This is a genomic window from Actinoplanes sp. NPDC023714, from assembly GCF_040639855.1.
Lineage (GTDB): Bacteria > Actinomycetota > Actinomycetes > Mycobacteriales > Micromonosporaceae > Actinoplanes.
Map to the genome: position 1 here is coordinate 117,137 of NZ_JBFAAR010000002.1, position 25,692 is coordinate 142,828.

Annotated in this window: 26 protein-coding genes; 8 read left to right on the forward strand and 18 right to left on the reverse strand. The window is 71.7% G+C overall.

The features are described 5' to 3' along the window. Positions 1–234: 234 nt before the first annotated feature. Positions 235–1,167 (forward strand): LysR family transcriptional regulator, encoded by a 933-nt coding sequence (locus AB0G10_RS08300; RefSeq protein WP_360918086.1) that lies wholly within the window; start codon positions 235–237, stop codon positions 1,165–1,167. Between the two features lie 3 nt (positions 1,168–1,170). Here AB0G10_RS08300 and AB0G10_RS08305 read toward each other — a convergent pair whose 3' ends face one another. Continuing rightward, the gene (locus AB0G10_RS08305) at positions 1,171–1,530 is read right to left on the reverse strand and encodes a helix-turn-helix domain-containing protein (RefSeq protein ID WP_360918087.1); all 360 of its coding nucleotides are present in this window, start codon (positions 1,528–1,530) and stop codon (positions 1,171–1,173) included. Between the two features lie 78 nt (positions 1,531–1,608). Between AB0G10_RS08305 and AB0G10_RS08310 the strand changes: the two genes are divergently transcribed. Continuing rightward, positions 1,609–2,550 (forward strand): NADP-dependent oxidoreductase, encoded by a 942-nt coding sequence (locus AB0G10_RS08310; protein ID WP_360918088.1) that lies wholly within the window; start codon positions 1,609–1,611, stop codon positions 2,548–2,550. 286 nt (positions 2,551–2,836) lie between these two features. On the opposite strand, the gene AB0G10_RS08315 is transcribed toward AB0G10_RS08310, so the two are convergent. The 6 genes from AB0G10_RS08315 to AB0G10_RS08340 form a co-directional block, all read right to left on the reverse strand. After that, entirely contained in the window at positions 2,837–3,532 is a 696-nt protein-coding gene (locus AB0G10_RS08315) for a GNAT family N-acetyltransferase (protein ID WP_360918089.1), read from the reverse strand. Further along, positions 3,529–4,491 carry an ABC transporter substrate-binding protein gene (locus AB0G10_RS08320; protein ID WP_360918090.1) on the reverse strand — a complete coding sequence of 321 codons (963 nt, stop codon included), beginning with the start codon at positions 4,489–4,491 and terminating at the stop codon, positions 3,529–3,531. Before AB0G10_RS08320 ends, AB0G10_RS08315 begins: the two co-directional genes overlap by 4 nt. Positions 4,492–4,529: 38 nt before the next feature. Beyond that, positions 4,530–5,297 (reverse strand): amino acid ABC transporter ATP-binding protein, encoded by a 768-nt coding sequence (locus AB0G10_RS08325; RefSeq protein ID WP_360918091.1) that lies wholly within the window; start codon positions 5,295–5,297, stop codon positions 4,530–4,532. Then, complete coding sequence (locus tag AB0G10_RS08330) at positions 5,294–6,208, reverse strand: amino acid ABC transporter permease (RefSeq protein WP_360918092.1); 915 nt, start codon at positions 6,206–6,208, stop codon at positions 5,294–5,296. The genes AB0G10_RS08325 and AB0G10_RS08330 overlap by 4 nt, the downstream gene beginning before the upstream one ends. Before the next feature lie 124 nt (positions 6,209–6,332). Next, complete coding sequence (locus AB0G10_RS08335; RefSeq protein ID WP_360918093.1) at positions 6,333–7,457, reverse strand: hypothetical protein; 1,125 nt, start codon at positions 7,455–7,457, stop codon at positions 6,333–6,335. Between the two features lie 81 nt (positions 7,458–7,538). After that, on the reverse strand, positions 7,539–7,790 hold the full coding sequence (locus AB0G10_RS08340; RefSeq protein WP_360918094.1) for a hypothetical protein: 252 nt from the start codon (positions 7,788–7,790) through the stop codon (positions 7,539–7,541). A gap of 44 nt (positions 7,791–7,834) precedes the next feature. On the opposite strand from AB0G10_RS08340, the gene AB0G10_RS08345 reads away from it, so the two are divergent. Beyond that, on the forward strand, positions 7,835–8,065 hold the full coding sequence (locus AB0G10_RS08345) for a hypothetical protein (protein WP_360918095.1): 231 nt from the start codon (positions 7,835–7,837) through the stop codon (positions 8,063–8,065). 5 nt (positions 8,066–8,070) lie between these two features. Here AB0G10_RS08345 and AB0G10_RS08350 read toward each other — a convergent pair whose 3' ends face one another. The 5 genes from AB0G10_RS08350 to AB0G10_RS08370 all read right to left on the reverse strand — a co-directional run bounded on the left by AB0G10_RS08350 (position 8,071) and on the right by AB0G10_RS08370 (position 15,924). Next, a complete protein-coding gene (locus AB0G10_RS08350; RefSeq protein WP_360918096.1) occupies positions 8,071–8,871 on the reverse strand; it encodes an SAM-dependent methyltransferase in 801 nt (266 codons plus the stop codon). Positions 8,872–9,133: 262 nt separating this feature from the next. After that, positions 9,134–10,807, reverse strand: a complete 1,674-nt coding sequence (locus AB0G10_RS08355) for a glycoside hydrolase family 13 protein (protein WP_360918097.1) — start codon at positions 10,805–10,807, stop codon at positions 9,134–9,136. A 102-nt stretch (positions 10,808–10,909) separates the two neighbouring features. After that, positions 10,910–11,953 carry a LacI family DNA-binding transcriptional regulator gene (locus AB0G10_RS08360; RefSeq protein WP_360918098.1) on the reverse strand — a complete coding sequence of 348 codons (1,044 nt, stop codon included), beginning with the start codon at positions 11,951–11,953 and terminating at the stop codon, positions 10,910–10,912. A 588-nt stretch (positions 11,954–12,541) separates the two neighbouring features. Continuing rightward, positions 12,542–13,756, reverse strand: coding sequence for a sulfite oxidase (locus AB0G10_RS08365; RefSeq protein ID WP_360918099.1), 1,215 nt, complete (start codon positions 13,754–13,756; stop codon positions 12,542–12,544). A gap of 113 nt (positions 13,757–13,869) precedes the next feature. After that, positions 13,870–15,924 carry an MMPL family transporter gene (locus tag AB0G10_RS08370; protein ID WP_360918100.1) on the reverse strand — a complete coding sequence of 685 codons (2,055 nt, stop codon included), beginning with the start codon at positions 15,922–15,924 and terminating at the stop codon, positions 13,870–13,872. Positions 15,925–15,998: 74 nt separating this feature from the next. Here AB0G10_RS08370 and AB0G10_RS08375 point away from each other — a divergent pair, with 74 nt between their 5' ends. Beyond that, positions 15,999–16,484: a MarR family transcriptional regulator gene (locus tag AB0G10_RS08375; protein ID WP_360918101.1), complete on the forward strand. Its 486-nt coding sequence runs from the start codon at positions 15,999–16,001 to the stop codon at positions 16,482–16,484. On the opposite strand, the gene AB0G10_RS08380 is transcribed toward AB0G10_RS08375, so the two are convergent. Further along, entirely contained in the window at positions 16,481–18,220 is a 1,740-nt protein-coding gene (locus AB0G10_RS08380) for an ABC transporter ATP-binding protein (RefSeq protein ID WP_360920649.1), read from the reverse strand. The two genes, AB0G10_RS08375 and AB0G10_RS08380, sit on opposite strands and share 4 nt — an antisense overlap. 110 nt (positions 18,221–18,330) lie before the next feature. Here AB0G10_RS08380 and AB0G10_RS08385 point away from each other — a divergent pair, with 110 nt between their 5' ends. Beyond that, positions 18,331–18,735, forward strand: a complete 405-nt coding sequence (locus AB0G10_RS08385) for a MarR family winged helix-turn-helix transcriptional regulator (RefSeq protein WP_360918102.1) — start codon at positions 18,331–18,333, stop codon at positions 18,733–18,735. Between the two features lie 10 nt (positions 18,736–18,745). On the opposite strand, the gene AB0G10_RS08390 is transcribed toward AB0G10_RS08385, so the two are convergent. The 5 genes from AB0G10_RS08390 to AB0G10_RS08410 are packed head-to-tail and all read right to left on the reverse strand — an operon-like array spanning position 18,746 to position 22,575. Further along, positions 18,746–19,615: a tetratricopeptide repeat protein gene (locus AB0G10_RS08390; RefSeq protein ID WP_360918103.1), complete on the reverse strand. Its 870-nt coding sequence runs from the start codon at positions 19,613–19,615 to the stop codon at positions 18,746–18,748. 38 nt (positions 19,616–19,653) lie between these two features. After that, positions 19,654–20,424 carry a hypothetical protein gene (locus tag AB0G10_RS08395; protein WP_360918104.1) on the reverse strand — a complete coding sequence of 257 codons (771 nt, stop codon included), beginning with the start codon at positions 20,422–20,424 and terminating at the stop codon, positions 19,654–19,656. After that, a complete protein-coding gene (locus AB0G10_RS08400; RefSeq protein ID WP_360918105.1) occupies positions 20,424–21,053 on the reverse strand; it encodes a nitroreductase family protein in 630 nt (209 codons plus the stop codon). The genes AB0G10_RS08395 and AB0G10_RS08400 overlap by 1 nt, the downstream gene beginning before the upstream one ends. Before the next feature lie 10 nt (positions 21,054–21,063). Further along, on the reverse strand, positions 21,064–21,363 hold the full coding sequence (locus tag AB0G10_RS08405) for a hypothetical protein (protein ID WP_360918106.1): 300 nt from the start codon (positions 21,361–21,363) through the stop codon (positions 21,064–21,066). A 36-nt stretch (positions 21,364–21,399) separates the two neighbouring features. Continuing rightward, positions 21,400–22,575 carry a citrate synthase gene (locus AB0G10_RS08410; protein WP_360918107.1) on the reverse strand — a complete coding sequence of 392 codons (1,176 nt, stop codon included), beginning with the start codon at positions 22,573–22,575 and terminating at the stop codon, positions 21,400–21,402. Between the two features lie 562 nt (positions 22,576–23,137). Here AB0G10_RS08410 and AB0G10_RS08415 point away from each other — a divergent pair. From AB0G10_RS08415 to AB0G10_RS08425, 3 genes are all read left to right on the forward strand, one after another. After that, positions 23,138–23,320 (forward strand): hypothetical protein, encoded by a 183-nt coding sequence (locus tag AB0G10_RS08415; RefSeq protein WP_360918108.1) that lies wholly within the window; start codon positions 23,138–23,140, stop codon positions 23,318–23,320. Between the two features lie 135 nt (positions 23,321–23,455). Beyond that, positions 23,456–24,583, forward strand: a complete 1,128-nt coding sequence (locus AB0G10_RS08420; RefSeq protein ID WP_360918109.1) for a citrate synthase 2 — start codon at positions 23,456–23,458, stop codon at positions 24,581–24,583. Positions 24,584–24,698: 115 nt separating this feature from the next. Beyond that, positions 24,699–25,649: a hypothetical protein gene (locus AB0G10_RS08425; RefSeq protein ID WP_360918110.1), complete on the forward strand. Its 951-nt coding sequence runs from the start codon at positions 24,699–24,701 to the stop codon at positions 25,647–25,649. The last annotated feature ends 43 nt before the right edge of the window (positions 25,650–25,692 follow it).

Sequence of the window (25,692 nt, forward strand, 5' to 3'; positions counted from 1 at the left end):
GCCCGAAGCTGGCTCGGCCGTACATCTGTCGTTCGAGCATTTGACGCGGCTGACGTTGCCTTCGACGGGGCCGGAACTGAAGGGCAGGCCGAGTCCGATCCAACCGCCCCACCCGCCACCCTGAAACGGACTGAAGGCTGCCTTCCCCGCTGCGACATCGTTCTTATTCCCCCGGAAGATTGACGGAACCGGATCTCGGCGGTGGCTCGCGGGGTGCCGGGCAAGGATCGTGGCGTGGAGTTGCGCCAGCTCAGCTACGTCGAGGCGGTGGCCCGGTACGGCGGGTTCACCCGTGCCGCCGAGCGTCTGCACGTGGCCCAGTCGGCGGTGTCGGCGCAGATCCGGGCGCTGGAGACGGAGCTGGGGCTGGCGTTGTTCGCGCGCACGACGCGGCGGGTGGCGCTGACGCCGGCCGGTGAGTTGTTCGTGGCGCGGGCGCGGCGGGTGCTGGCCGAACTGGACGGTGCGCGGACCGAGCTCCACGAGATCACGGCGGTGGTGAACGGGAAGGTCGGTATCGGCGCCACGGCGGCGCTGGGCTCGTACGATCTGGCGCACGCCCTGGCGAACTTCCGCGACCGTTTCCCCGGCATCGCGCTGCGGTTGCGCAGCGGCACGGCGACCACGCTGCTCGGCGCGCTCGACGAGGGTGAGCTGGATCTGGTGCTGGGCCCGATCTACGCCGATCTGCCGCCCCGGTTCGACGCGCTGCCCCTGGCCGACGAGCATCTGCTGCTGGCGTTGCCGATCGGGCACGCGCTGGCGCGGACCGGGCGCCTGACGCTGGGCGAGGCCCGCGACGAACCCTTCGTGTCGACGCCGACCGGCACCGGGCTGCGCTGGATCCTGGAGGACGCCTGCCGGTCGGCCGGGTTCGCGCCGCGGGTGGAGTTCGAGACGGCCACCTCCGCCGGGATCCGGGATCTGGTCGCGGCCGGCCTGGGGCTGGGCCTGCTGTCGAAGTCGGCGGCGGAGGCGGCCTGGGGTCCGGCCATCGCGATCCGGAACCTGCATCCCACGCCCGTGCACCCGCCGATCGGGGTGATGCACTCGCGGGACCGCCCGCTGTCGCCGGCCGCCCAGTCCTGCCGCCACCACCTGGTCGAGCTGGCGGGCCGCCAGCCGGACCCGTCGCATCGGGAGGATCCCACCGAGGAACCGTTGTGAGAGCTAGACCCGGATCTCGTGGAGGTGGTTCTCGGCCCACTGGCGCAGCGCCCGCAACGGCACGTTGAGGCTGCGCCCCACCTCGGTCAGCTCGTATTCGACGTGCAGCGGCACGGCCGGGTAGACCGTCCGCGTCAGCAGTCCCGCCTCCTCCATCCGGCGCAGCGTCTGGGTGAGCACTTTCGGACTCACGCCTTCGAGCTGGCGCTGCAGGACGCCGAACCGCTGCGGGCCGTCCTCGAGGGCGCCGACCGCGAGCGTCGTCCACTTGTTGGCGATCAGGTCGAGCAGTCCCCGGCACGGGCAGAGCTGGGCGTAGACGTCGTGGTGGTCGTGCTGACCGGTCTCACAGGCGGTGGGCATCGCCGTGACCTCCTTACTTCCTGATGGATAGTAGTAGCTCTTGCGGGTAACTACCATCCAGCGGATAGCTTGGCCGGCATGCGAGCAATCACCCAGCAGCGGTTCGGCGGCGTCGAGGTCCTCGAGGTCGGCGACGTGCCGCGTCCCCAGCCACTCCCCACCGAGGTCCTGGTCCGCGTGGTCGCGGCCGGCCTCAACCCGGTCGACGCGAAGTCCCGCGAGGGCGGCGGCATGGCCGGCGTCCTCGGCGCGCCGCCGTTCATCCTGGGCTGGGACGTCTCCGGCGTCGTCGAGGAGGTCGGCTTCGGCGTGCACACGCTGCGGCCGGGCGACGAGGTCTACGGCATGCCCTGGTTCCCGCGCCAGGCCGGCGCCTACGCCGAATACGTGACGGCGCCGTCCCGCCAGTTCGCCCGCAAGCCGGTCACTATCGGTCATCCGGCGGCGGCCGCTGTTCCGCTGGCCGCCCTCACGGCGTGGCAGGCGCTCACCGCGGCCACGACCGTCGCTCCCGGACAGCGGGTGCTCATCCACGCGGCGGCCGGCGGCGTCGGGCACTTCGCGGTGCAGTTCGCCCACCACCTCGGCGCCCACGTGATCGGGACCGCCCGGTCCGCGAAGCACGACTGGCTGCGCTCCCTCGGCGCCGACGAGCTGATCGACTACACGGCCGCGCCGTTCGAGTCGGCCACCGGCGGCGTGGATCTGGTCCTCGACCTGGTCGGCGACGAGGACACCGGGCTGCGGTCATTGAAGGCGCTCTCCCCGGGCGGCCTCCTCATCGCGATCCCTTCCGGCGTCGCACCCGCCGTGGCCGAGGCCGCTTCCCACCAGGGCAAACACGCCATCCCGTTCCTGGTCGAGCCGGACGGTCCCGCGCTGACCGAGATCGCCTCGCTGATCGATAACGGTCATGTGCGGGTCGAGGTGGCGGAGCAGTTCCCGCTGGAGAAGGCCGCCGACGCGCATGCGGCGCTGGAGACCGGCCGCACCCGAGGAAAGATCGTCCTGACTCTCTGAAAGAAGAATGCGGATGTCGTAGCGGGCGAGGGAGGGGCCGGTTCTCGGTGGGGACGCCGTCCATCAGGAAGTCCGAGCGGGCCGGCCGGCCGTCGGACAAGCTCGAAGGCCGCCTCGGACCGGATTGCGAGGCCGGATCGTCGCCGGGTGCGGTTCACCGCCGGCGGCGTCACGGTCGCGTTCCTGGTCGACCGCCGCGATCAGCTCGGCCGGACCCGGACCGAGGTCGTGTCGATCGGCGCGTGCTCCTGAAGGCCGGCCCCGCGGGAAGGCGGGGCCGGCGCTCTCAGAGCCGTCGATAGGCGGTGAAATCGGTCGTCCTGCGGAGTTCGAAACCGATCGACTCGTAGAGGCGGATCGCTGTCAGGTTGGCTGCTCCGGTGTGCAGGAAAGGGGTCTCGCCGCGTTCGCGGATGCCGGCCGCCACCGCCCGGATCAGCCGGGTCGCCAGGCCGCGGCCTCGGTGGGCCGGGTCGGTGCAGACCGCGCTGATCTCGGTCCATCCGGACGGGTGGAGGCGTTCCCCGGCCATCGCGATGAGGGCGCCGGCGGGGGAGCGGAGCCCCAGGTAGACGCCGAGCTCCACGGTCCGCGGCAGGTAGGGGCCGGGCCTGGTCCGCGCGATCAGGTCGAGGATCTCCGGGACGTCCGCGGTGCCGAGCCGGACCGCCTCCGGATCGGACGCGGCGGTCAGGGCCACGTCGACGAACTGGACGCCCGGGATGCTCCGGGCGACCTCCCAGCCCGGGTACGCCACCTCGCCCGCGCCGGCGATCGTCACCGCCGTGCCGGGTTCGACCAGGGAGCGCAGGTCCTCCCAGGCCTCCGGGTCGGCCGGGTCGGACAGGGCGTGGAACGGCGCGACGTCGGACCGGTAGCGCGCCGCCTTCCCGTGCCGGACGGCGAACCGCGCGTGTGCCCCGGTGAGCGCCGACCAGGCCGGGTTGTCGAGGACGCCGGCCGCCCGCAGAACCCCCGTCACTTGCCCTCGATCGGCAGGCCCGGCGGGTTCACCTGGGCCTCGGTGACGGCCTCGTCCGTGAGGTTCCACCGCTCCAGGATCTTCGCGTAGTCACCGGAGGCGATCAGCTTGTCGAGGGCCGCCGCGTACGCCTCGACCAGGCCGTTGTCCTTCTTCGTGGTGAGCGCGATCAGGCCCTGCAGGCTCGCGCCGGCGCCCGAGTAGGTGCCGACGATCTCGCTGTCCCCGGTGGTGGCGACGTGGTAGGCCAGCGACGGGTTCGGGCCGAGGTACAGGTCGATCTGGCCGGAGCCGAGCGCCAGGTAGGTGGCCTGGTTCGTCTGGTAGTACTTGATCTCCACCTTGGGCAGCCCTTGACGGGAGACCTCCGCGGCCCACTCGACCAGGATCTTCTCCTGGTTGGTGCCGGAGCCGACCGCGACCTTCTTGCCGGCGATGTCGGCCGGCTTCGTGACGGTCAGGCCCGAGCCGCGCTTGGCGAGCCACCCCAGGTCGTCCTTGCGGTAGCTGACGAAGTCGTACTTGAGCTTGCGCTCCTCGGTGACCGTGATGTTCGAGGCGCCGAGCTGGTACTTGCCCGAGTCGAGGCCGATGAACAGGTTCTCCCAGGAGGTGTTCTCCAGGACCGGTTCGAGGCCGAGGGTGCCGGCGATCGCGACGGCGATGTCCGGCTCGTTGCCGATCAGCGTCTTGTTGTCGGTGGCGGCGAACGCGAGCGGCGGGAATCCGGAGCCGGCCGTGCCGACGCCGATGACCAGTCTGCCGCTCGCCGCGACGTCGGGTGGCAGCAGTGCCGCGGCCGCCTCGTCCTTGGCCGGCACGATCCGGTTCTGTTCCGGGCTGTCGTTGAATGTCACGACGGTCGCGCCCGACGCGTCGCCGGCGGCGGGGACCGCCGCGGCCTCCTCGTCGGGCGCGGCGCAGGCGGCGAGGCTCAAGGTCACTGCGGCAAGGGCCAAGACCCATTTGGTACGCATGAAAGTGTCGCTCCGATTCGTCAGATGAGGACCTTGGACAGGAACGTCCGGGTCCGGTCGTGCTGGGGGTTGTCGAGCACCTGTGCGGGCGGGCCCTGCTCGACGATCCGGCCCTCGTCCATGAAGATCACGGTGTCGGCGGCCTCCCGGGCGAAGCCGATCTCGTGGGTGACGACGATCATCGTGGTGCCGGCGCTCGCCAGGTCGCGGAGGACGTCGAGCACCTCGCCGACCAGCTCCGGGTCGAGCGCCGAGGTCGGCTCGTCGAAGAGGATCAGCTGGGGGTCGAGGGCCAGGGCGCGGGCGATCGCGACCCGCTGCTGCTGGCCGCCGGAGAGCTGCCGTGGGTAGGCGTCGGCCTTGTCCGCCAGTCCCACCCGTTTCAGCAGCTCACGCGCCGTCGCGTACACATCGGCCTTGGGCTTGTGAAGAGCCGAGACGGGGGCCTCGGCGATGTTCTCGAGCGCCGTCAGGTGCGGGAAGAGGTTGAAGTTCTGGAAGACGAAGCCGATGCCGGCCCGCTGCTTGAGGATCTGGCGCTCGCTGAGCTCGTGGAGCCGATCGCCCGACCGGCGGTAGCCGATCAGCTCGCCGCCGACCCGGACCAGGCCGCTGTCGACCTTCTCCAGGTGGTTGATCGAGCGGAGCAGGGTGGACTTGCCGGAGCCGGACGGCCCGAGGATCACGGTGACGGTGCCGGCCCGGGCGGTCAGGTCGACGCCGCGCAGCACGTGCAGCGCGCCGAACGACTTGTGGACGCCGGTCACCTCGACGACGGGGGTGCTCATCTCGTCAACGCCGCCTTGAGCTTCTGGAACGGGGTGGGCGGGAGCGTGCGGACGGCGCCGCGGGCGAAGTGGCGCTCGGTGTAGAACTGCAGGATCGACAGCGCGGCGGTGAGGATCACGTACCAGACCGTGGCGACCATGAGCAGGGGAACGACCCGTCCGCTGCGGCCGTAGATCACCTGTACCTGGTAGAACAGCTCGCCGATCGCCAGGACGTACACGATCGATGTGCTCTTCAGGAGGTTGACCAGCAGGTTCGCGGCGTTCGGCAGGATCGCCCGCATGGCCTGCGGCGCCACGATCCGGAAGAACTGCCGGCGCCGGGGGATGCCGAGCGCGGCGGCCGCCTCGTGCTGTCCCTGGTCCACCGAGAGCAGGCCGGCGCGGATGATCTCGCCGGCGAAGGCGGCCTCGTGCAGGGCCAGGCCGAGCAGCGCGGCGCCGAACGGGCTGACCAGGTCGGCCGTGGCGAACGACCAGCCCGGGCCGAACGGGACGCCGATCTGCAGGCGGTCGTAGAGGTAGCCGAGGTTGGCCCAGAACAGCAGCTGCACCAGCAGGGGCACGCTGCGGAACACCCAGATGTAGGCCCAGCTCACGGTGGCGAGGACCGGGTTCTTCGACAGCCGCATCGCGGCGAGGGGGATGCCGCCGAGGAAGCCGAGGACCGCGCCGGCGACGGTCAGCTGGAGGGTGACCAGCAGCGCGTCCATGACCGACTTCTCCAGGAAGTAGCCGGCGAAGGTGCTCCAGTCCCAGCCCGGGTTGGTGGCCAGGCCGTGCGCGAACTGGGCGAGCAGCACGAGGACCAGCGCCGTGCCGGCCCACCGCCACGGATGACGGGCGGGCACCACGACCAGGGTGGACGGCGGATCCGCGTTCTCGGATCGCGGCGGGGACAGGACGCTCATGCCGAGAAAGGTAGGCAGCGGGCGACCTTACCCACAAGTCCTATCAGGTATATATGTTTAAACGCGTCGTTACGGCTGCCGGCATCCGGGAGTCGCGCGCACGTCCGAGGAGGTGGGGTCGTGCTCAGGCCTTCTTGACCACGACCTTCTTGCCGGAGGCCTTCACCGTGTAGGCGACCGTCTTCTTGGTCCACGGGTTGGTGGCGCTCACCTTCACGCCGCCGGTGACGTCCTTGACGGTGAACTTCACGATCGACGTGCGGTTCCAGGACGTCACGTCGTTGCGGGCCACCTTGCGCAGGGTCGCGACCTTGACGGTTCCACCCTTCGCCTTGGTGCGGGTGGCGGTCGCGGCCGCGCCGGCCAGCGCTTTCACGTCGTCGGCCATGGTCAGGTAGGCGACGCCCTTCGCCAGCGCGGCCACGGGGATCGTCTCGGCGCCGGTCGGCATGGTGACGGTCTGCGGCCCGTACGCGAAGGCCATCTCCACCTCGGCGGCGGTGCCGTCCTCGCCGCCCCCGACGGCCAGGTGCGCGCCGGTGAGCAGGCCGGACGCTCCGACGTGCAGGACCACGCCGGCGCCCTGCTCGTCGGTGGCGGTCAGATCCGCGCTGCCGTCGTCGTGGGTGACCTTGGTGCCGCCACCGTCGATCCCGGCGGTCATCGCGACCGGGCTGGGCGCGTTCTCGGTGAGATATTCACCGAGGTCGAACGCGGCGTCGGCGGTGTAGGCGTACTTCACCGACGCCCGGCCCATCATGGCGAGGGCCCGCTGCTCGTCCTGCTCCTGCACCGGCTCCCAGCGACCCGTGCGGTCCACCGCGAAGTAGTCGGCCGAGCCGAACCCGATCGTGGTGAACCGGTCGGCGTAGCGGCCGCGCACCAGGTCGGCCTGGGTCGCGCCGGAACCCCTGATCACGGTGGCCGAGCCGGGGAAGGTGAACGTGTAGTCCGAGACGGTCTTCCAGCCCTGACTGCCGGCCGCCGTCGAGGCGGCCGCGATGGTGTCGAGCTCGGCGGCCATCTGCGCCGCGGTGAGCTGCGCCGGGGCGCCGGCCGCGGTGAGCTGCGCCCGGGTGCCCGCTGCGGTGAGCTGCGCCGGGGCGCCGGCCGCGGTGAGCTGCGCCCGGGTGCCCGCTGCGGTGAGCTGCGCCGGGGCGGCCGCGTGGGCTGCGCCGGGGGTCGCGAGCAGGCCGGCGGCCGCCGAGGCGGTGGCGAGCAGGACGGCGGGCCGGGTGAGGACGGACATACGGCAACCTTCGGGGCGGCGGGACCGGATGCCGTAGTGATCGGTCCCTCGCGGGCCGGGATGAGGTTCCGCCGCCGACGATCAGTAGTTGCCGCCCCCGCCGCCTCCTCCGCCGAGGCTGTTGCCGTCGTCGTACAGGCTCCAGCGGGTGTCGGCGTTGGGGTCACGATCCCGAGGGCCGCTGCGACGCAGGCCCTTGCCGGCCGCGCGGGCCGCGGCGAGACGCTCCTCGCGGGTCAGCGGCCGGGCCGGGCGGCGCAGGTGACGGAGGATGAGAAGGAACAGGACGACGGTGACGGCCGCGATTCCAGCGGCCCAGAGAAACCACTGCATGCCCTCGACGGTAGGAACCCCGCGCCAGGGGTAAACGAGCGATCATGAGCGACGTGAACCCCGAAGCATTCGCCGAGTTCGCCACCCAGGACGGGCCGGGCTCCGCGGACAGTGACTACTTTTCTCGCGACGAGTCTTCTCGCGGCTCTTCTCGCGACGAGGAACGGGACCCGCGCCCCGAGCAGGAAGCGCACGGCGGCAGCATGGCCCCCAACCTCGTGAACGACACCGGTGACCGCACCGCCGAGGAGTTCCCCGGCGAGCGCGATCTGTAGGAGTCCTACGGCTTGCGGCCGACCGCACCGTATTCGTCGACGGGACGGATCTCGTCGCCGGTGGCGCCCTCGGCCGGGCGCCACTCGGCGCACGGGACCAGGCCCGGCTCGAGCACGTCGAGGCCCTCGAGGAACCGGCTGATCTGGTCGGGGTGGCGCAGGTGGTAGCTGAGCGGGGCGTTCGCGTTCCACACCCCGATCGCCTCCTCGAACGCCGGCCCGTCGATCACGTTGGTGCCGTCGGCGGTCACCAGGTAGCTCCCCGGCGCGAGCTCCGCGAGCAGTGTACGGACGATCTTGACGGCGTCGTCGAGGTCGGGCACGTGACCGAGAATGTTCATCAGGATCAGGCCGACCGGCTGGTCCAGGTCGAGCGTGCCGCGGGCCGCGTCGAGGATCTGCAGCGGCTCGTGCAGGTTGGCGTCGACGTATTCGGTGCGGCCCTCGGCCGTACCGGTGAGCAGCGCCCGGGCGTGCACCAGCACCAGCGGGTCGTTGTCCACGTAGACGATCTTCGAATCGGGCGCGGCGGCCTGCGCGACCTGGTGGGTGTTCTCGGCGGTCGGCATGCCGGTGCCGATGTCGAGGAACTGCCGGAGCCCGGCGTCGGTGGCCAGGTGGGTGACGGCCCGCTTGAGGAAGGCCCGCGACTGGCGGGCCACCACCGCGATGTCCGGGTACAGGTTCGCGAAGTCGTCGCCGACCGCGCGGTCCACCTGGTAGTTGTCCTTGCCGCCGAGCCAGTAGTTCCAGACCCGGGCGGAGTGCGGCACGGTGGTGTCGAGCTTGGCGTCGTTGTCGGTCATCGGGGGGCTCCTGACGTGTGGTGACGCAGAGCATACGCGCGTCCGATGAGGACAGTGGGGTACGGTCGGCCGACCGGGGGAGGACGGATGTCTAGAGTCCGCGAGCGGCAGGCGTCCCGGCTCGGGCCGGCCGCAAGCGTCGCCGCGACCGCCTCCCGGGCCCGGAAAGGGAGGCGGGCGTGACGCGTCCCCCGTCCGCGTCACGCCCGCTCAACGACCCGCCCACCCCCACCGTCCTGGGGTGGCCGGGAGGTCTGTTATCTCAGATCGACCACCAGACGGTGGTGTCCGGCGGCAGCACCACGTTGTCCGGGGTGCCGTCCAGCGAGCCGCTGGTCAGCAGCAGCTCACCGGGTCGGCCCACGGCGACCGGCGCGGCGCCCATGTTGACCGTGCAGCGGAACACCGGGTGGCCCTCCACCTCACGCTCGAAGGCGAGGACGCCCTCCGGCGCCGGCACCCAGCGCAGGTTGTCGATCGGCGCGAGCGCCGGGTTGCCGCGGCGCACCGCGAGGGCGGCGCGGTACAGCTCCAGCGTCGAGCCGGGCACGCCCTCCTGCGCGGCGACGCTGAGCTCCGCCCAGGAATCCGGCTGCGGCAGCCAGCTGCCGCCACCGTCCGGGCCGAATCCGTACGGGGCCTCCGAACCGCTCCACGGGATCGGCACCCGGCACCCGTCACGATATCCGTCCTGGCCGGTCGCGCGGTGGAACGCCGGGTCCTGCCGCACCTCCGGGGGAAGATCGACGACCTCGGGCAGGCCGAGCTCCTCGCCCTGGTAGAGGTAGGCCGAGCCGGGCAGCGCCAGCATCAGCGCGGACGCGGCGCGGGCCCGCTGCAGGCCGGCCACCGGGTCGACGTTCACGGGGCGGCGGCCGGCCACCTCGCCGTCGCCGGTCTGCAGCAGCCGGTTGGTGTGCCGGACGACGTCGTGGTTGGAGAGCGTCCAGGTGGTCGGGGCGCCGACCACACGCATCGCGGCGAGCGAGTCGTCGATCATCTGGCGCTGCTGCGCGACGTCCCACCGGGTGCCGAGGTAGCTGAAGTTGAACGCCTGGTGCAGCTCGTCCTCGCGGACGTAGTCGGCGACCCGGGCCAGGGTCGGCGCCCAGGCCTCGGCCACCGCGATGCGCTCGCCCGGGTACTCGTCCAGGATCTTGCGCCACTCGCGGTAGATCTCGTGCACGCCGTCGCGGTCGAAGCACGGGCTCTCGCCGACGCCCAGCAGGTGCCACTCGGCGTCGCCGCCGACGTCCGGCAGGCCGTCCTCCTTGACCATGCCGTGCGCCACGTCGATCCGGAAGCCGTCGACGCCCAGGTCCAGCCAGAACCGCAGGATGGTCTTGAACTCGTCGCGGACCGCCGGGTGCTCCCAGTTGAAGTCCGGCTGCTCGGGGGCGAACAGGTGGAGATACCACTCGCCGTCCTCGACGCGGGTCCACGCCGAGCCGCCGAAGATCGACGGCCAGTCGTTCGGCGGCAGCTCGCCGTTCTCGCCCTTGCCGGGGCGGAAGTGGTAGCGGTCCCGGAACGGCGAGCCCGGGCCCTCGGCGAGCGCCCGCTTGAACCACTCGTGCTGGTCGGAGGAGTGGTTCGGCACCAGGTCCACGATGATCCGCATGCCGTGCTCGTGCGCGCCGGCGATCAGCTTCTCGGCGTCCGCGACGGTGCCGAAGATCGGGTCGACGGTGCGGTAGTCGGAGACGTCGTAGCCGGCGTCCGCCTGGGGCGAGGCGTAGAAGGGGGAGAGCCAGACCGCGTCGACGCCCAGGTCCCGCAGGTACGGCAGCCGGCTCAGGATGCCGGGCAGGTCGCCGATGCCGTCGCCGTTCGAGTCGGCGAAGCTGCGCGGGTAGATCTGGTAGATGACCGCGTTGCGCCACCAGGATGCGGGCGGCGCCTCCACGGCGGGCGGTGCGATCAGTTGATCAGTCATGACGAGGAACGCTAGCAGGTAACTAACACGTGTTACATAGCCGGACGGCTGCTTTCTTGCAGCAAGTTCTTGCAGAGGTGGCACATGCCCGGAATATCCGGCCTAATGCGGCAGACTCTGCGGCTTCGCGGTCGAGTCCCGGATGATCAGCGAGGTGCCGAGCATCTGGTGCGGGTGCTGGTCCTCGCCCCGGATCGCGGAGATCAGGAAGTCCGCCGCCATCCGGCCCTTGGTCACGATCGGCTGTCGCACGGTGGTGAGCCGGGGACGGAACCAGGCGGACTCCGCGAGGTCGTCGAAGCCGGTCACGGACACCTCGTTCGGGACATCCACCGCAAGTTCTTGCAAAGCATCCACGGCGCCGTAGGCGAGCACGTCGGAAAGGGCGATGATGGCGGTCGGCGGGTCGGCCCGCGCCATCAGGCCGGTCGTGGCGCGGTAGCCGTCGTGGCGGGTCACCGGCACCTCGGCGAGGCGTACGTCGTCGAGGCTCAGACCGAAATCGCCCAGCGCGTCGCCGATCCCGGCGAGGCGCCGCGCCAGCGGCCCGCGGTAGCCTCGCACCGCCGCGTCCGGGCCCGGCTCGATGGACAGCACGGCGAGCCGGCGGTGCCCGAGCTCGAGCAGGTAGCGGGCCACCTCGGCAGCGCCGCCCCGGTCGTCCACCTCGACGCTCGGCGCCCCCTCGTGCCGATCGCTGTCGATCAGCACGAACGGAATCCCGCGCCGATCCAATTCGGCCACCTCGCCGCGATCGACCTCGAGCCCGCAGACGATGAACCCGTCCACCGCGGCGTACGGGATCGCCTTGAGCACCGAGTCCTGCAACGGCGGCGTCAGTAGCAGTGTGTAACCCTCCCGGTCGCACACCTGCCCGGCGCCCATCAGGAACCGCGAGTAGTACGGGTTCTCCAGCACCTGCGCGAGCCGCTGCGGCAACAGCACGCCGATCGAGTTCGTGGTGCCCGCCTGCAGCATCCGTCCCAGCGTGTTCGGCGTGTATCCGAGCCGCTCGGCGGCGTCCAGGATCCGCTGCCGGGTGCCCGCCGAGATCCGCTGCGGATTGTTGAACGCGAACGACACCGCCGAGCGGGACACACCCGCGGCCGCGGCCACATCACTGGACGTGGGCTTCCTCGACCGCATGAGCGCTCCCCGGGGTAGGCAGCCACGATAACGCAGCCCACTGCCGGTCACTCAGGGTGTTTCTCGTCGGACACACGCCACCGACCGTTTCCGGTCACCGTCGCCGTCGTCGTCACCCCCGCCCCCGCGTGTCGACTTGTGGTCCAATCCGCGCCTCAGCTCCCCACGCACGTGGCAGACCGTTGCCGTGTGGGGAGTTGAGGTTCGATCCGCGCCTCAATTCCCCACGCACGTGACAGACCGTTGCCGTGTGGGGAGTTGAGGTTCGATCCGCGCCTCAATTCCCCACGCACGTGACAGACCGTTGCCGTGTGGGGAGTTGAGGTTCGAGCCGCGCCTCTATTCCCCACGTACGTGACAGACCGTTGCCGTGTGGGGAGTTGAGGTTCGAGCCGCGCCAGCTCCCCGCCCAACTCGCAACAGATCTTGGACGATCGCTCACCCGCTCCACGATCTTGGACGCTCCACCACCGAATCAGGTAGCAAAGCGTTCAAGATCCGAACGGGGCGCGACCTTTGACTGGGGGCCGCTGCGGGTGCACTGCGGCATGTCGGCACGGCGCACCCCGCGACGGTCGAGCGGACTGCTCAGGTGGCGGTGACCGGGACCCGCACGACGGCGTCGAAGAGGTAGCCGAGGGTGTTGTGGACCGTGGCGTCGGGCTGGGTGTTGCCGTGCACGTCGGTGGCCCGGGCCAGCAACTCGTGGGCGCCCGCGCCCGGCTTCCAGTCGAGCTCCCAGCGCTGCCAGACGCCGCCGGGCGTGGCGCCGTAGAAGCGGGCCCGGCGCCAGGTCGCGCCGCCGTCGGTGCTGACCTCGACCTTGCGGATCGGGCCGTGGGCGGACCAGGAGCGGCCGGTCAGGACGGTACGGCGGCCGGCCTCGAAGACCGCTCCGGCGTCGAGTTCGAAGGCGCTCTTCACGACCTGGGAGTCGAACGGCTGCCCGGCCGCCGGGTAGGAGTCCCCGAAGAGCCGATAAAATTGGGTGTTCCACGGCGAGAACAGCGGTTCGGACGACACCTCGATGCTCCCCACCCACTTGATCGACGCGATGCCGGCCCAGCCCGGGACGATCACGCGGACCGGATGGCCGTGGTCGGCGGGCAGGTCCTCGCCGTTCATCCCGTAGGCCAGGATGACGTCGTCGAGGGCCTTCTCCAGGGGGAACGGGCGGCGGACCGGGCCGAGGTCGACGCCGCCGGAGACGAAGTTCGCGTCGAGGCCGATCGGCTGCACGTCGACGGCGTGCCGGCTCAGCCCGGCCCGGCGCAGCACTGTCGACAGCCTGACCCCGCGCCACTTCGCCACGCCCACGGCGCCCAGCGTCCAGGCGGTGCCGGAGACCGTCTGGCCCTGCTGCGAGGTGAAGTAGCTGCGGCCGTTGCCGGCGCACTCGACGGCGGCCGGCACCGTGACGCCGGGCAGGCGCTTCAGGTCAGCCAGCGAGAACGACACCGGGCCGCCGCGCAGCCCCGAGCCGAAGACCGACAGGCTCCAGGTGGCGGCGTCGATGATCGGGGTCGTCGTGTGGTTGCGGACGAAGAAGCGGTCGGCCGGGACGTAGTAGCCGACGTCCTTCAGCGACGACCAGCGCGTCTCCGCGTTGGTGCCGAGCGCGCGGAACAATGCGGGCGGCAGCGGCTTGACGATGGGGGAGGCGGCTCGCGCCGATCCGGGGAGGGCAGTGGCGCCGACGCCGGCCGCCGCGGCCAGAACCAGCAGGTCACGCCGGGAGAAGCCACGCGCCCGGCCGGCCGTGAAATCCCGCAGCCGACGCTCGTCGTATTCACGTTCGTTCATGGCAGTACCCTATCTAGCAGATAGGGTTAATGGATACACTTCCCGGCGTACGGGGAATGCGGCGCAACGATCGACGGCCCGGACCGGAAGTCCGGGCCGTCGATCCGCGAAGATCAGCTGTCGGCGGGCGACGTGCTCTTGCTCCGGTTCACCGCTTCCCAGTCGGTCTTCTCCTGCGGGGAGGGGGAGTCGCCGGAAGCGGGGGCGGAGACCTGCGGGCGGCTCGGCCACCAGAACCTGTCCCCGGTCAGCGTGGCCAGGGCGGGCACCAGCACGGTCCGGACCAGCAGGGTGTCCAGCAGGACGCCGATGCCGACGATGATGCCGATCTGGGTGAGCGTCACCACCGGGAGGACGCCGAGCACCGCGAAGACCGCCGCGAGCAGGATGCCCGCGCTGGTGATCACGGCGCCGGTCACGGCGAGGGCGTGCACCATGCCGTCCCGGGTGCCGCGCGCCGGCGTCTCCTCCTTGGCCCGGGTGACCAGGAAGATGTTGTAGTCGACGCCGAGCGCCACCAGGAACAGGAACGCGAAGAGCGGGACCGAGTTGTCCAGCGCCGGGTAGTCGAAGACGTTCTCGAACAGCCAGGACCCGGCGCCCAGCGAGGCCAGGAAGCTGACCACCACGGTCGCCATCAGCAGCACCGGCGCGACCAGGGCCCGCAGCAGCAGGACCAGCACCAGGAACACCACGCCCAGGATGACCGGGACGATCGTCACGAGGTCGTGCCGGGCGGCGTCGCGGGTGTCGAGCGCGGTCGCGACGGTGCCGCCGACGAGCGCTTCGCCGTCGAGGCGGTCGCGCATCTCGCGGATCGTGTCGAAGGCCTCGGCGGTGTCCGGCGCGGCCTCCATGGTGGCGCTGATCGCGGCGAGGCCGGCGTTCTGCTCGGCGATCCGGGCCTGCACCACGCCCGGGGTCTCCGAGACGGTCTTGAGCACCTGCTCGGCCTTGGCCGGCTCGGTGAGCACGGTGGCCGGGCCGGCCGCGCCGGCCGGGAAGTACTTGCTGAGCGTCTCGAGGCCCTGCACCGACTCGGCCTCGACCCGGAACTGCTCGGTCTGCGACAGGCCCACCTTCGTGCCGAGCGCGCCGAGCGAGAGGACGCCGAGGACGACGACGGAGAACGCGGTCACCGCGACCGGGCGCTTCACGACCATCCGGCCGACCTTGCCCCAGAAGCCACGCTCGTCCTCGGCGCCGGCCTGGCCGTACCGCGGGATGAACGGCCAGAACAGGCCGCGGCCGCAGATCACCAGCGCGGCCGGCAGCACGACCAGGGCGAACAGCGCCGCGATCGCCACGCCGACGGCGGCGGTCACGCCGAGGGCCGCGTTGCTCTTGAGGCTGGCGAGCAGGAGGGTGAGCAGGGCCAGGAACACGGTGCCGGAGCTGGCCAGGATCGCCGGCCCGGCGCCGCGCAGCGCCCGGCGCATCGCCTCGAAGCGGTCCTCGTGCCTGTGCAGCTCCTCGCGGTACCGGGAGATCAGCAGCAGCGCGTAGTTGGTGCCGGCGCCGAACACCAGGACCGTGACGATGCCGGTGGTCGAGCCGTTGATCGCGAGGTCGGTGTGCTGCGAGAAGAGCGCGATGGCCTTCGCCGCGAGCTGGTCGGCGAACCCGACCACGAAGAGCGGGACGATCCAGAGGATCGGGCTGCGGTACGTCACCAGCAGCAGGATCGTCACGACCACGACGGTCACGATCAGCAGGCGGGTGTTCGCGCCGCTGAAGCTGTCCGACAGGTCGGCGCTGAATCCGGCGCCGCCGGTCACCTGGGCGGTCACGCCCTCCGGCGCCGCGGCCCGGAGCTTGTCGCGCAGCTCCTGCACCTGGCCGATGGTCCGGTCGGCGTCGCCGGTGGCGGCCAGCGGCACCGAGATGATCGCGGCCTTGCGGTCCTCGGACGGGATCGGCTGCCCGAACTCGGCGAAGGCGGACAGGTCGGCCTCGGTGAGTGTGTCGCCGCCCTTCGCGATCACGAGGAGGGCCGGGTTGGTGCGGCCGGACGGCAGCTCCTTCTGCAGCTGCGCGACCTTGGTCGACTCAGCCGAAGAGGGCAGCGACGAGGTGGGGTCGTTGTCGGTGGTCGTCGAACCGGCGAAGGCGAAGACCGCGCCGCCGATGACGAGGGCCAGCAACAGCGTTGCCCATGCCCTTCTCATGAAACCTCCAAGACTGAGAATCTTTACAATCGAGATTGTTCACGACCGGAGGGGAATCTGCAACACTTACCCCCGTGGAGGTAACGGAGACCGCCGAACGCCAGCGGTTACGCAGGGCGCTTGTCGACCTGCTGAACACGTACAGCAGCGAGGCGCAACACATCGGGCACGCTTTTGCCAACCGCAATCACCTGCATGCCACGGACATGCACGCTCTACTCGCCGTCATGCATGCCGAACGGCACGGGAATCCGCTGACCCCGGGCAGGCTGGGGGAGGCGATCGGCCTGTCCTCGGGTGCGACGACGGCGCTGATCGACCGGCTGGAGAAGGGCGGGCACCTGCGGCGCAGCCGGGAGAGCTCCGACCGGCGGGTGGTGCACCTGCGCTACGGCGACGCCGGGATGTCGCTGGCGATGGCGTTCTTCACACCGCTGCGACCGCACACCGACGCCGTGATGGAGCAGTTCAGTGTGGACGAGCTGCTGGCCGTCGAGAAGTTCCTGAGTGGGATGACGGCCGCGCTCGTCGAATACCGGGATGAGCTGAGGGGACGCTAGCGGGCCAGGGCGGCGTACCGGCCGCCCATGTCCACCAGGGACTCGTGCGTCCCCGACTCCAGGATGCGGCCGTGGTCGATCACGGCGATCTGGTCGGCGTCGCGGACGGTGGACAGCCGGTGCGCGATCGTCACGGTGGTGCGACCCGCCGACAGCGCGTCGAAGGCCTGCTGCACGGCCCGTTCGGTCTCGGTGTCGAGCGCGCTCGTCGCCTCGTCCAGGACCAGGATCCGCGGGTCGCGCAGCAGGGTGCGGGCGATCGCCATCCGCTGCTTCTCGCCGCCGGAGAACCGGTGGCCGCGCGAGCCGACCATGGTGTCGTAGCCGTCCGGCAGCGCCGCGATCAGGTCGTGGATCCGCGCCGCCGTGGCCGCCGCGACGATCTCCTCGTCGGTGGCGTCCGGCTTCGCGTAGCGCAGGTTCTCCCGGATCGTGGTGTGCAGCAGGTAGGTCTCCTGGCTCACCACGCCGACGATCTCGGCGAGCTGCGTGAGCGACATCGTGGAGATGTCGACACCGTCGATCGTGACGCGCCCGGAGGTCGGGTCGTGGAGACGGGCGATCAGCGACGCGATGGTGCTCTTCCCCGATCCGGTCTCGCCGACCAGGGCGAGCGACGAACCCGGGGGCACGTCGACGTTGACGCCCGCCAGGGCGGCGGTGGCGCTGCCGTCGTACACGAAGGTCACGTCCTCGAAGCGCAGGTGGCCCCGCACGTGCTCGAGCCGCACCGGCGTCGCAGGCTCCTCGACCTCGACCGGCAGGTCGAGATATTCGAAGATGCGCTGGAAGAGCGCGAGCGAGGAGGTGAGCGTCACGCCGACGTCGAGCAGGCTCATGAGCGGCCGGAAGAGGCCGGCCTGCAATCCGGTGAAGGCGACGAGCGTGCCGATGCTCATGGTGCTGAACGGCAGCCCGGCGGCGAGGTAGATGACGGCCGGGATGGCGGCGAAGACGATGTTCATGGACGCCATCCGCCAGCGTCCGGCCAGCTCGGACCGGAGTTCGAGGTCGATGAGCTTGCCCGAGGACGCGGCGAACCGCTCGGTCACGAGAGCCGTGGCGCCCATCGTCTTGCTCAGCTGGATGCCGCTGATCGACAGGCCCTCGTCGATGATGACGTTCAGCTCCGCCAGCTCGCGCTGCCGCTGGGCGGTGATGGCCTGCCGCATCCGCGCGACGCGCCGGGTCCAGTAGATCGCCGGCGGCAGCGCCACCAGCGAGACCAGGGTCAGCTGCCAGGAGAGGGCGGCCATCGCGACCAGGGTGGCGACGACGGTGGTGACGTTCGAGGCGATCGAGCCGGCGGTCGAGGTGACCACCTGCTGCATGCCGCCGATGTCGTTGGTGATGCGGGACTGCACCTCGCCGGTGCGGGTACGGGTGAAGAACCCGACCGACTGGCGCTGCAGATGGGTGAAGACGTCGGTGCGCAGCCGGTGCATGACCCGCTGGCCGACCGACGTCGAGATCCAGGTCTGCACGACGCCGAGCCCGGACGTCGCGGCCGCCACGGCGACCATGCCGGCGACGAGCCAGCTCAGCAGGGTGAGGTCACCGTCCGGCAGGGCGACGTCGATGACCTCGCGGAGCAGGAACGGTGACGCCATCGAGATCACGGAGGAGATCACGATGACCGCGACGACGACGGCGAGCTGCCGCCGATGTCCGATGAAGAGCGCGCCGATGCGGCGCAGGGAGACGGCGCGTGCCTGCGCCTTCTCCGCGGGGGTCACGGTCCGTGCCGGCCCCCGTCCCGGGCGTTCTGCCAAGTCGTACTCCCTCGTTTTTTGCTGAGGTTACCTCAACATGAGGGTACAACCGTAATCGCTGTTATGTTGTTCCCGTGCAACCCGACTCCCTGTCCGAGGCGTTCTGGGCCGTCGCCCGCGAGCTGCGGCACCGCACCCGGGCCGCGCTCGAGCCGTGGAACGTCACGCCGTCCCAGTCCCGGGCCATCGGCGTGCTGTCCCGGCACGGCGAGATGCGGCTCAGCGCGCTCGCCGAGCACCTGCGGATCGCGCCGCGCTCGGCCACCGAGGTGGTCGACGACCTGCAGCGGCGCGGCCTCGCCGAACGCCGGCCCGACCCGGCCGACCGGCGGGCGACCCTGGTGGCGCTGACCGCGGACGGGTCGTCGGCCGCCGCGGCGATCCAGGAGGCGCGGGCCGCCGAGGGGGAGCGGCTGTTCGCGGTCCTGTCGCCGGGCGACCGCGCCGCGCTGGGCCGGATCCTGCGCGACCTGCTATGACACCCGGGCCCTAGGGCAGCCGGGGCCGGGCCAGGCGCGCCACCAGCGCGAACACGCCGGCGGTGCAGAGCAGCGTCAGGTAGAGCCCGTCCGGCACCGCGACGAGCCCGGTGATGTCGAGCGCCCCGACGCCGAGGAACGCCGAGAAGAACCAGACGAACGACACCCGCATGACGTACGCGAAGGCGTCCCGCGCCTTCTGCGACCCCACCGGCGCCGGGGCCGGCCGGACCCGCATCCGCTCGGCGAACTCGTCGGCGGCCAGCGCCAGCGACGGGGCGTCCACGACGTCCTTCATGGCCCGCTCGAACCGCCCGATCGCCGACCGCGCACCGGCGTGCTGCGGGTCCAGGGTCAGGGCCCGCCCGGCCGCCTCCCGCGCGGTGAGCGGACGGCCGGCCGCGAACAGCGCCAGCGCGTACGTGACGTGCAGGTCGGCGTCGTAGCCGGCCAGCTCCACGGCGACCTGCAGGCCGGCCACGGCGTCGCCGACCCGGCCGTCCGCGAGCTGCGCCTCGCCGAGCCGGTTGTGCAGCCGCGGGTTGCCCGGGTCCTGCCGGCACGCCGTCGCCGCCGTCTCGATCGCCTCGGCGTGGTCGCCAGCGGCGGTGCAGGCCCGGCTGATCCAGTACAGCGACTCGGCGCCGTCCGGGTCCTGCTGCCAGGCGGCCCACGCGGCGTGCATGGCGCCGCGGGCGTCGCCCAGCTCGAGGCGGGCCCGGGACATCCGGTGCCAGGCCGGCACGTCCTCCGGCCGGCGCCCGACGTGGGGCGCGAGCAGGTCGACGACGTCACCGGCCCGGCCGCGGGCCAGGAGGTCGTCGGCCTCGTCCAGGATGGGTCGTCCGGCGGGCGGGTCGAGAAGCGGCTGCTGCGTCACGCCCCTCTGATTCGGCCGTCAGGGTGGCGGCTTGCGGATCACCCTCGGTGCGCTCCGGTTGCGCCGGTCTCCCACCCCTGCACCGCGTGCACCCGTGCCGACTTCGGGTAGCCCGCCGCCGACGGCTCGCCGATCTCGAAGAGGTCGATCAGCAGGAACAGCGGGTACGACGGCGCCTGCGCGATCTCCCGGACCACCTCGCCCTCGCACCCGATCGTCGTGAAGCCGGGACCCCACACCGCGGTCCAGGTGTGCGGCCGGGAGGCGTCCAGCGGAACCGTCACCGCTGCCATGTCGGTCCGCAGCCGCTCGTCGGAGTGCGCCTTCACCCCGCAGCGGGCCACGGTCGAGGACGCACCGACCGCCGAGGCGTCGATCTCGAACAGGCAGATCTCCCCCGCGTCGCCCTCCGCGAGGTGCTCGGTCCCGACCAGCCAGGCGGCCAGCATGCAGTTCTCGTCGACGCTGGCGCTGACCGTCACGTCGACCCGGCCGGCCGAGGGCGCCCACAGCACGGTCGTGGGCGACGGGGTACGCACCGACAGACCGTCCGGCCGGTGCCGATGCGTACCCGGATGGTTTCCGCTCTGGATGTTGGAGACGCGCAGCGGAGCGTCCTCCGGGCGCCAGTCGAGCTGGTCGGCGTCGATCCGCAGGCGAAGACCGCCGGCGCCCACGTCGTAGCGGGCCCGCGACCGCTCCGGAGTGGTCCAGTGCGGTAGGTAGTGATCGATCCAGCGGGCCGGATCGAGCGAGCGGAAGTCGTCGGCGAAGTCGGGGGCGCGATCGGGCGCGGGTGGCAGGCGCACTACTGCTGGAACCGCTCGAAGTGGACGACCTCGTCGAGCGGCCGGCGCTTCGGCTCGGACCAGCGGCCCTTCGCCGGGTAGCCGAGCGGGATCAGCGCCATGGTGAGCGCGTCGTCGGGCAGGCCGAGCAGCGTCCGCACGTCCTCCTCGTGGCCGATGTGCAGGGTGGTCAGCGTGGCGCCGATGCCGTAGGCGCGGGCCGCGAGGATGAGGTGCTGCACCGCGCCGTAGATGGACGAGCCGAGCCGCGGGTTGGCCGACTTCGCGGCGCCGAGCAGCACCGGGAAGATCCAGACCGGCGCCTCCTCGAGGTGGTTGGCCAGGTGGTCGGCGGCGAGGAAGCTGGCCTTGCTCATCGGCCCGCCGGCCGGCGCGTTCAGGATCTGCTCGCGCCGCGAGCCGTAGTGGCGCTCCCAGCCCTCCCGGTACCACTCGGCGATCTGCCGCTTCGTCTCCGGCTCCCGGACGACGATCCACGTCCAGAACTGCCCGTTGCCGGCCGAGGGTCCGCGGATCGCCGCGTCCAGGATCGCGCGGATCACGTCGTCGGCGATCGGCTGGTCGGACAGGTATCGGCGGGCCGGCGTGGAGTGCAGCGCCTCGAGCAGCGGAAGATCCTCAGGGTTCATGCCGTGCAGCCTACGATCTCGTGCGGCGCACCACGCGGGTGCCGTGCACCACCCGGACCGCCGCGATCCCGGTGAGCCAGGCCAGGCCGGCCGCGTAGAACGGCGGCCAGTGGAACGGCTCCAGCGTGTAGATCACGACGAGCGCCAGCGGCACCCAGGCGAGCCGCAGCGGCCACCACGGCAGCCACGGGATCGCCAGGAAGAGCACGGCGGCGATCACGGCGGGTATGCCGTGTTCGATGCATTCGTACACCAGGATCGCGGCCACGAAGAGGCCGGCGACTGCCCAGCCGACCCGTGGCACGTCCACCGCTCCGACGATAACCACATCGGCGAACAGCGCAGGTCACGTGGGCGATTCGCCCGCGTATCGACCACTCGGACGGTATCGCAGCGGCCGAGCCGCGTACTCCTCCAGTGCGTGCGCGAGCCATCCGGCGGTCCGCGCCACCGCGAAGATCGCTTCCCCGGCGTCCGCCGGCATGTCGTGCCGCAGCGTGAGTGCCGCGAGCGCCAGGTCCACATTGGGCAGAACCCCCGACCGGGTACGCATGACCGCCCCGAGTTGTTCCGCCACCCGCCGGGCCGGCCCGTCCACCAGCGCGAGCAGTGTGGTGGCGCGCGGGTCACCGTCCGGGTAGAGCGGGTGCCCGAAGCCCGGGACCGTCCCGCTGGTGCCGGCCGCCCGCAGCCGCTCGGAGACGATGGCGACCGGGTCGGGCCCGCTCATCGCCTCGGCGAGCAGCGTATGGGCGAGGGAGCTGGCCGCGCCGTGCAGCGGGCCGTCGAGGGCGGCGAGCCCGGCGCTGACCACGGCGTACGGATGGGCCCGGGTCGAGGCGGCGACCCGGGCGGCCAGGGTGGACGCCGCCAGGTCGTGGTCGGCCAGCAGCACCAGCGCCGCGTCGAGCGCCCGGATCCCCTCGGGGGTCGGCGGCTGTGGGCTGAGCCGGTGCCAGAGAGCCGCGGCCAGCGAGTCCCCCTCCGTCGCCGGGGAGCGCTGCGGCAGCGCGTGCACCATCGTGGACAGCAGCTGCCGGCCGGTCGCCACCACGGCCGCCGATGTCGTGTCGAAGCGCAGCGGGTCGGCGGCCGCCACCGCCGCCACCGTCACCCGGAGCCGGTCGGCGAGCCGGGCCGTCGCGGGCAGCGGCCGCGTCACCCGGGTCGCCAGGTCGACCAGCTCCGGGTCGACCGGGAACGCCTCGTGGCCGGGCTCGCCGGTCCAGAGCAGGGTGGCGACGGACTCGAAGGACTCCGTCCCGGCCAGCCCGGTGACGTCGCGCCCCCGGTAGAAGAGGGCGCCGTCCCTGATCAGCGTGATGCCCGTCCGGATGGCCGGCGTCGTGGTCCTCCGCCGGCCCGCCACGAACGCGTCGACGTCGGCCCGGTCGAACAGGCTCCCCTTCCCGTCCGCGTTGCGGCGGCTGCGCAGCAGGCCCCGGCTCACATATGCGTACACCGTCGCCGCCTTGACACCCAGCCGCTCAGCGACCTCATCCGTGGTCAGGAGAGAACCCATACGGGGATCCTCCCATGTTGACTGGATCAATATTGACCGCACGGCGTGCTGGTTCCGGCGGCCGGCTGGGTGGCAGCCGGCTCCGAAGGCGCCCGAGCGGAGGGCCCCGTTGCGAATGACGACTATCCCTGTGGTCTCCTTCTCGCGGCCCGCGATGAATTGTCAGTGTCGGATTCCGGTCGGACAACAACCGCATGCGAAAAGGCCAGATGACCGCGTTAATGGACGCCTGCCAATGGATCCGGCGCGGCCGTCGATCGCGGCCCAAGGTCTCAACGTCCGCGGTCGCGGCGCCCGCCGGCTCCGCGATCGCGGTCGGGTTGACCGCCTCCAGCGGTTCCGCGATCGAGGTTCGGGTGACCGCCTCCAGCGGCTCCGCGATCGCGGTTCGGATGACCGCCTCCAGCGGCTCCGCGATCTCCACCCCTGATTGACGAGCCTCTTCAGTGCTGTCATCACCTGCGCATTCATCCCGCTCAGCCGCGTCCGCATCGCTGGGCGCTGACTCGACGGATGCCTCGGAACCCCCGCCTCCCTCCCGCAGCCTCCGCAGTCGCCGAGCGTGACGCTGCGCCAGACCCCACGCGCGATGTCGCTCGTGGTCGCGCCGGAACTCCTCGGCCGCCTCCGCATGGTTTCGCCGCAGCGTCCGATCCCGCAGGTGCTTCGTGGGAAAGAGGGAAAGCTGCCGCATGCGCCATTCTTGCTCGGCCGGAATTCGATCGGCGAGGCCGGCCACGACTAATTCAGAATGCGCAACCACGGGCGGAACGCCTCGATGGGTGGAGGCCCACCTGACCTTCGCGCCGGGCTGTGCGGATCCTCTCATGTTGATGGGATCAACATTGACAGCAAGTCATGTTGATTTCAGATTGAAGTCATGTTGACTGTGAATCCAGGGCTTGCCGGTGTCGTCGCGTTCGACACCGAGATCGCGGAACCGGATCGGGACGGCGGGTCGCTGCGCTATCGCGGCGTGGACATCCGGTCGCTCGCCGGTCACGTCTCCTACGGCGACGTCTGGGGGCTGCTCGTCGACGGCGACGTGGAGCGGGGACTCCCGGACGCCGAGCCGGCCGTGCTGCCGGTGCGGACCGGGGACGTGCGGGTGGACGTCCAGGCGGCCGCCGCGATGCTGGCGCCGCGCCTCGGCGCCGGACAACTGATCGACATCGCGGCCGGACGGGCCCGGGACGATCTGGCGCGGACGTCGGCGACGCTCCTCTCGTACGTCTCCCAGGCCGCCCGCGGCAGTGAGCGGACCGCCGTGCCGCAGCACCTCGTGGATGCCGGCCGGACCGCCACCGAGCAGTTCATGATCCGCTGGCGGGGCGAGCCCGACCCGCGGCACGTGGCGGCCGTCGACCGCTACTGGATCTGCGCGGCCGAGCACGGCATGAACGCGTCCACGTTCACGGCGCGGGTGGTCGCCAGCACCGGCGCCGACGCCCCGGCGTGCCTGTCCGCCGCGGTCGCCGCGCTCTCCGGGCCGCTGCACGGCGGCGCGCCCTCCCGGGCCCTCGGGATGATCGAGGCGGTCGAGGGCGGGGTCGACGCGCGGAAGTACGTGAAGCGGGTCCTCGACGGCGGGCAACGGCTGATGGGATTCGGTCACGCGATCTACCGGGCCGAGGACCCGCGCGCCCGGATCCTGCGGGACGCGGCCCGGGAGCTGGGCGCGCCGCGCTACGAGGTGGCCCGGGAGCTCGAGCGGGCCGCCCTCGCCGAGCTGCGGGAGCGCAAGCCGGACCGGGTCCTGGAGACCAACGTCGAGTTCTGGGCCGCGGTGATCCTCGACTTCGCCGAGGTGCCGGCCGACCTGTTCACGGCGATGTTCACCTGCGCCCGGACGGCGGGCTGGAGCGCGCACATCCTGGAACAGAAGGCGCTCGGGAAGATCATCCGGCCGTCCGCCGACTACGTGGGGCCAGGGGAGCGGGACGCCGCGTCGGTCCGGGGCTGGTCGGAGGCCGTCCGCCGTAGCGGAAAGTCCGATTTGTCGGTTTAAGACGCGCCGGGGATTTCCCACATTGTGTCCGACTTGGCATGTTTGCCCGCATCCGGAAGGGTCCCGGCGCGGTTATCGGGTCGAATCCCTGCACGGAACACGCGGAAGGCACTCGATGGCTGTCACCCCGCGGGCACCCGACGACCCGCACACCCACCTGGACGACGCCACCCAGGTGTTCCCCGGCGCGACCCCGATCTCCTCGGACGCCACCCAGGTGTTCCCCGGCGCGACCCCGATCTCCTCCGACGCGACCCGGGTGTTCCCGCCGGCGAGACCGGCGCCGGACGCCCTGGACTCCACGCTCGTCATGCCGCGCCGGGAGCGGCCGGCCTGGCGCGCCGACGAGCCGGCCGAGGAGGCCCGGCAGCTTCGGCAGGCGCGCCGGCTGCGGCATCGGAAGCTGGCGAGCATGGCGTTCGCCGCGACCGGGCTGATCGTGGTGACGTCCGGGGCGTGGGCGCTGCTCGGCTCCGAACCGGGGGACCCGACGTTCGCCGGGGCGATTCCCACGGTCCCGGTCGCCGAGGCGCCGGTCAGTTCGGGGCCGGCCGCCGTGGCGCCGCTCACGCCGCTCGATGCGGACGCCTCCGAACCCGGGTACGAGACGTGGACGGAAACGGTCACGCCCACGGCCGGGCGCACCTCCAGCACGCCCCGGGTGAAGCGCAGCGCGCAGGCCGCGGCGCCGTCGCCGGCGGGCGTCGCGGCCGAGACTCCGGCCGCCACGCCGGGGCGCCGGGCACGGAAGGCCACGCCGGACGCCGGCAGGACGGCGGCCGCCGCTTCGGTGAGCATCGCGAGCCCGCGGAACGGGGAGTCCGTCGAGGAGAACGTCACCGTCAGCGGCGAGGCGGAGGTCCCGGACGGTCACCAGGTGTATCTGCTGACCGGTACCGATCAGGCGACGACCTCGTGCGCTGGGGAGGGCCATTTCGTCTGCGGCCCGGTCACCCTCGACGACGGCGAGGAGACGGTGCCGCTGGCCGTCGTGGTGGCGCCCGAGGGCGACGCCGGCGACGCGGTGGCCCGGGACGAGATCACCGTGCAGCGCCCCGCGGAGTAGCGCGGCGCGAGAAGGAGGGACGACCCGGGCGGCATCCCCTCCC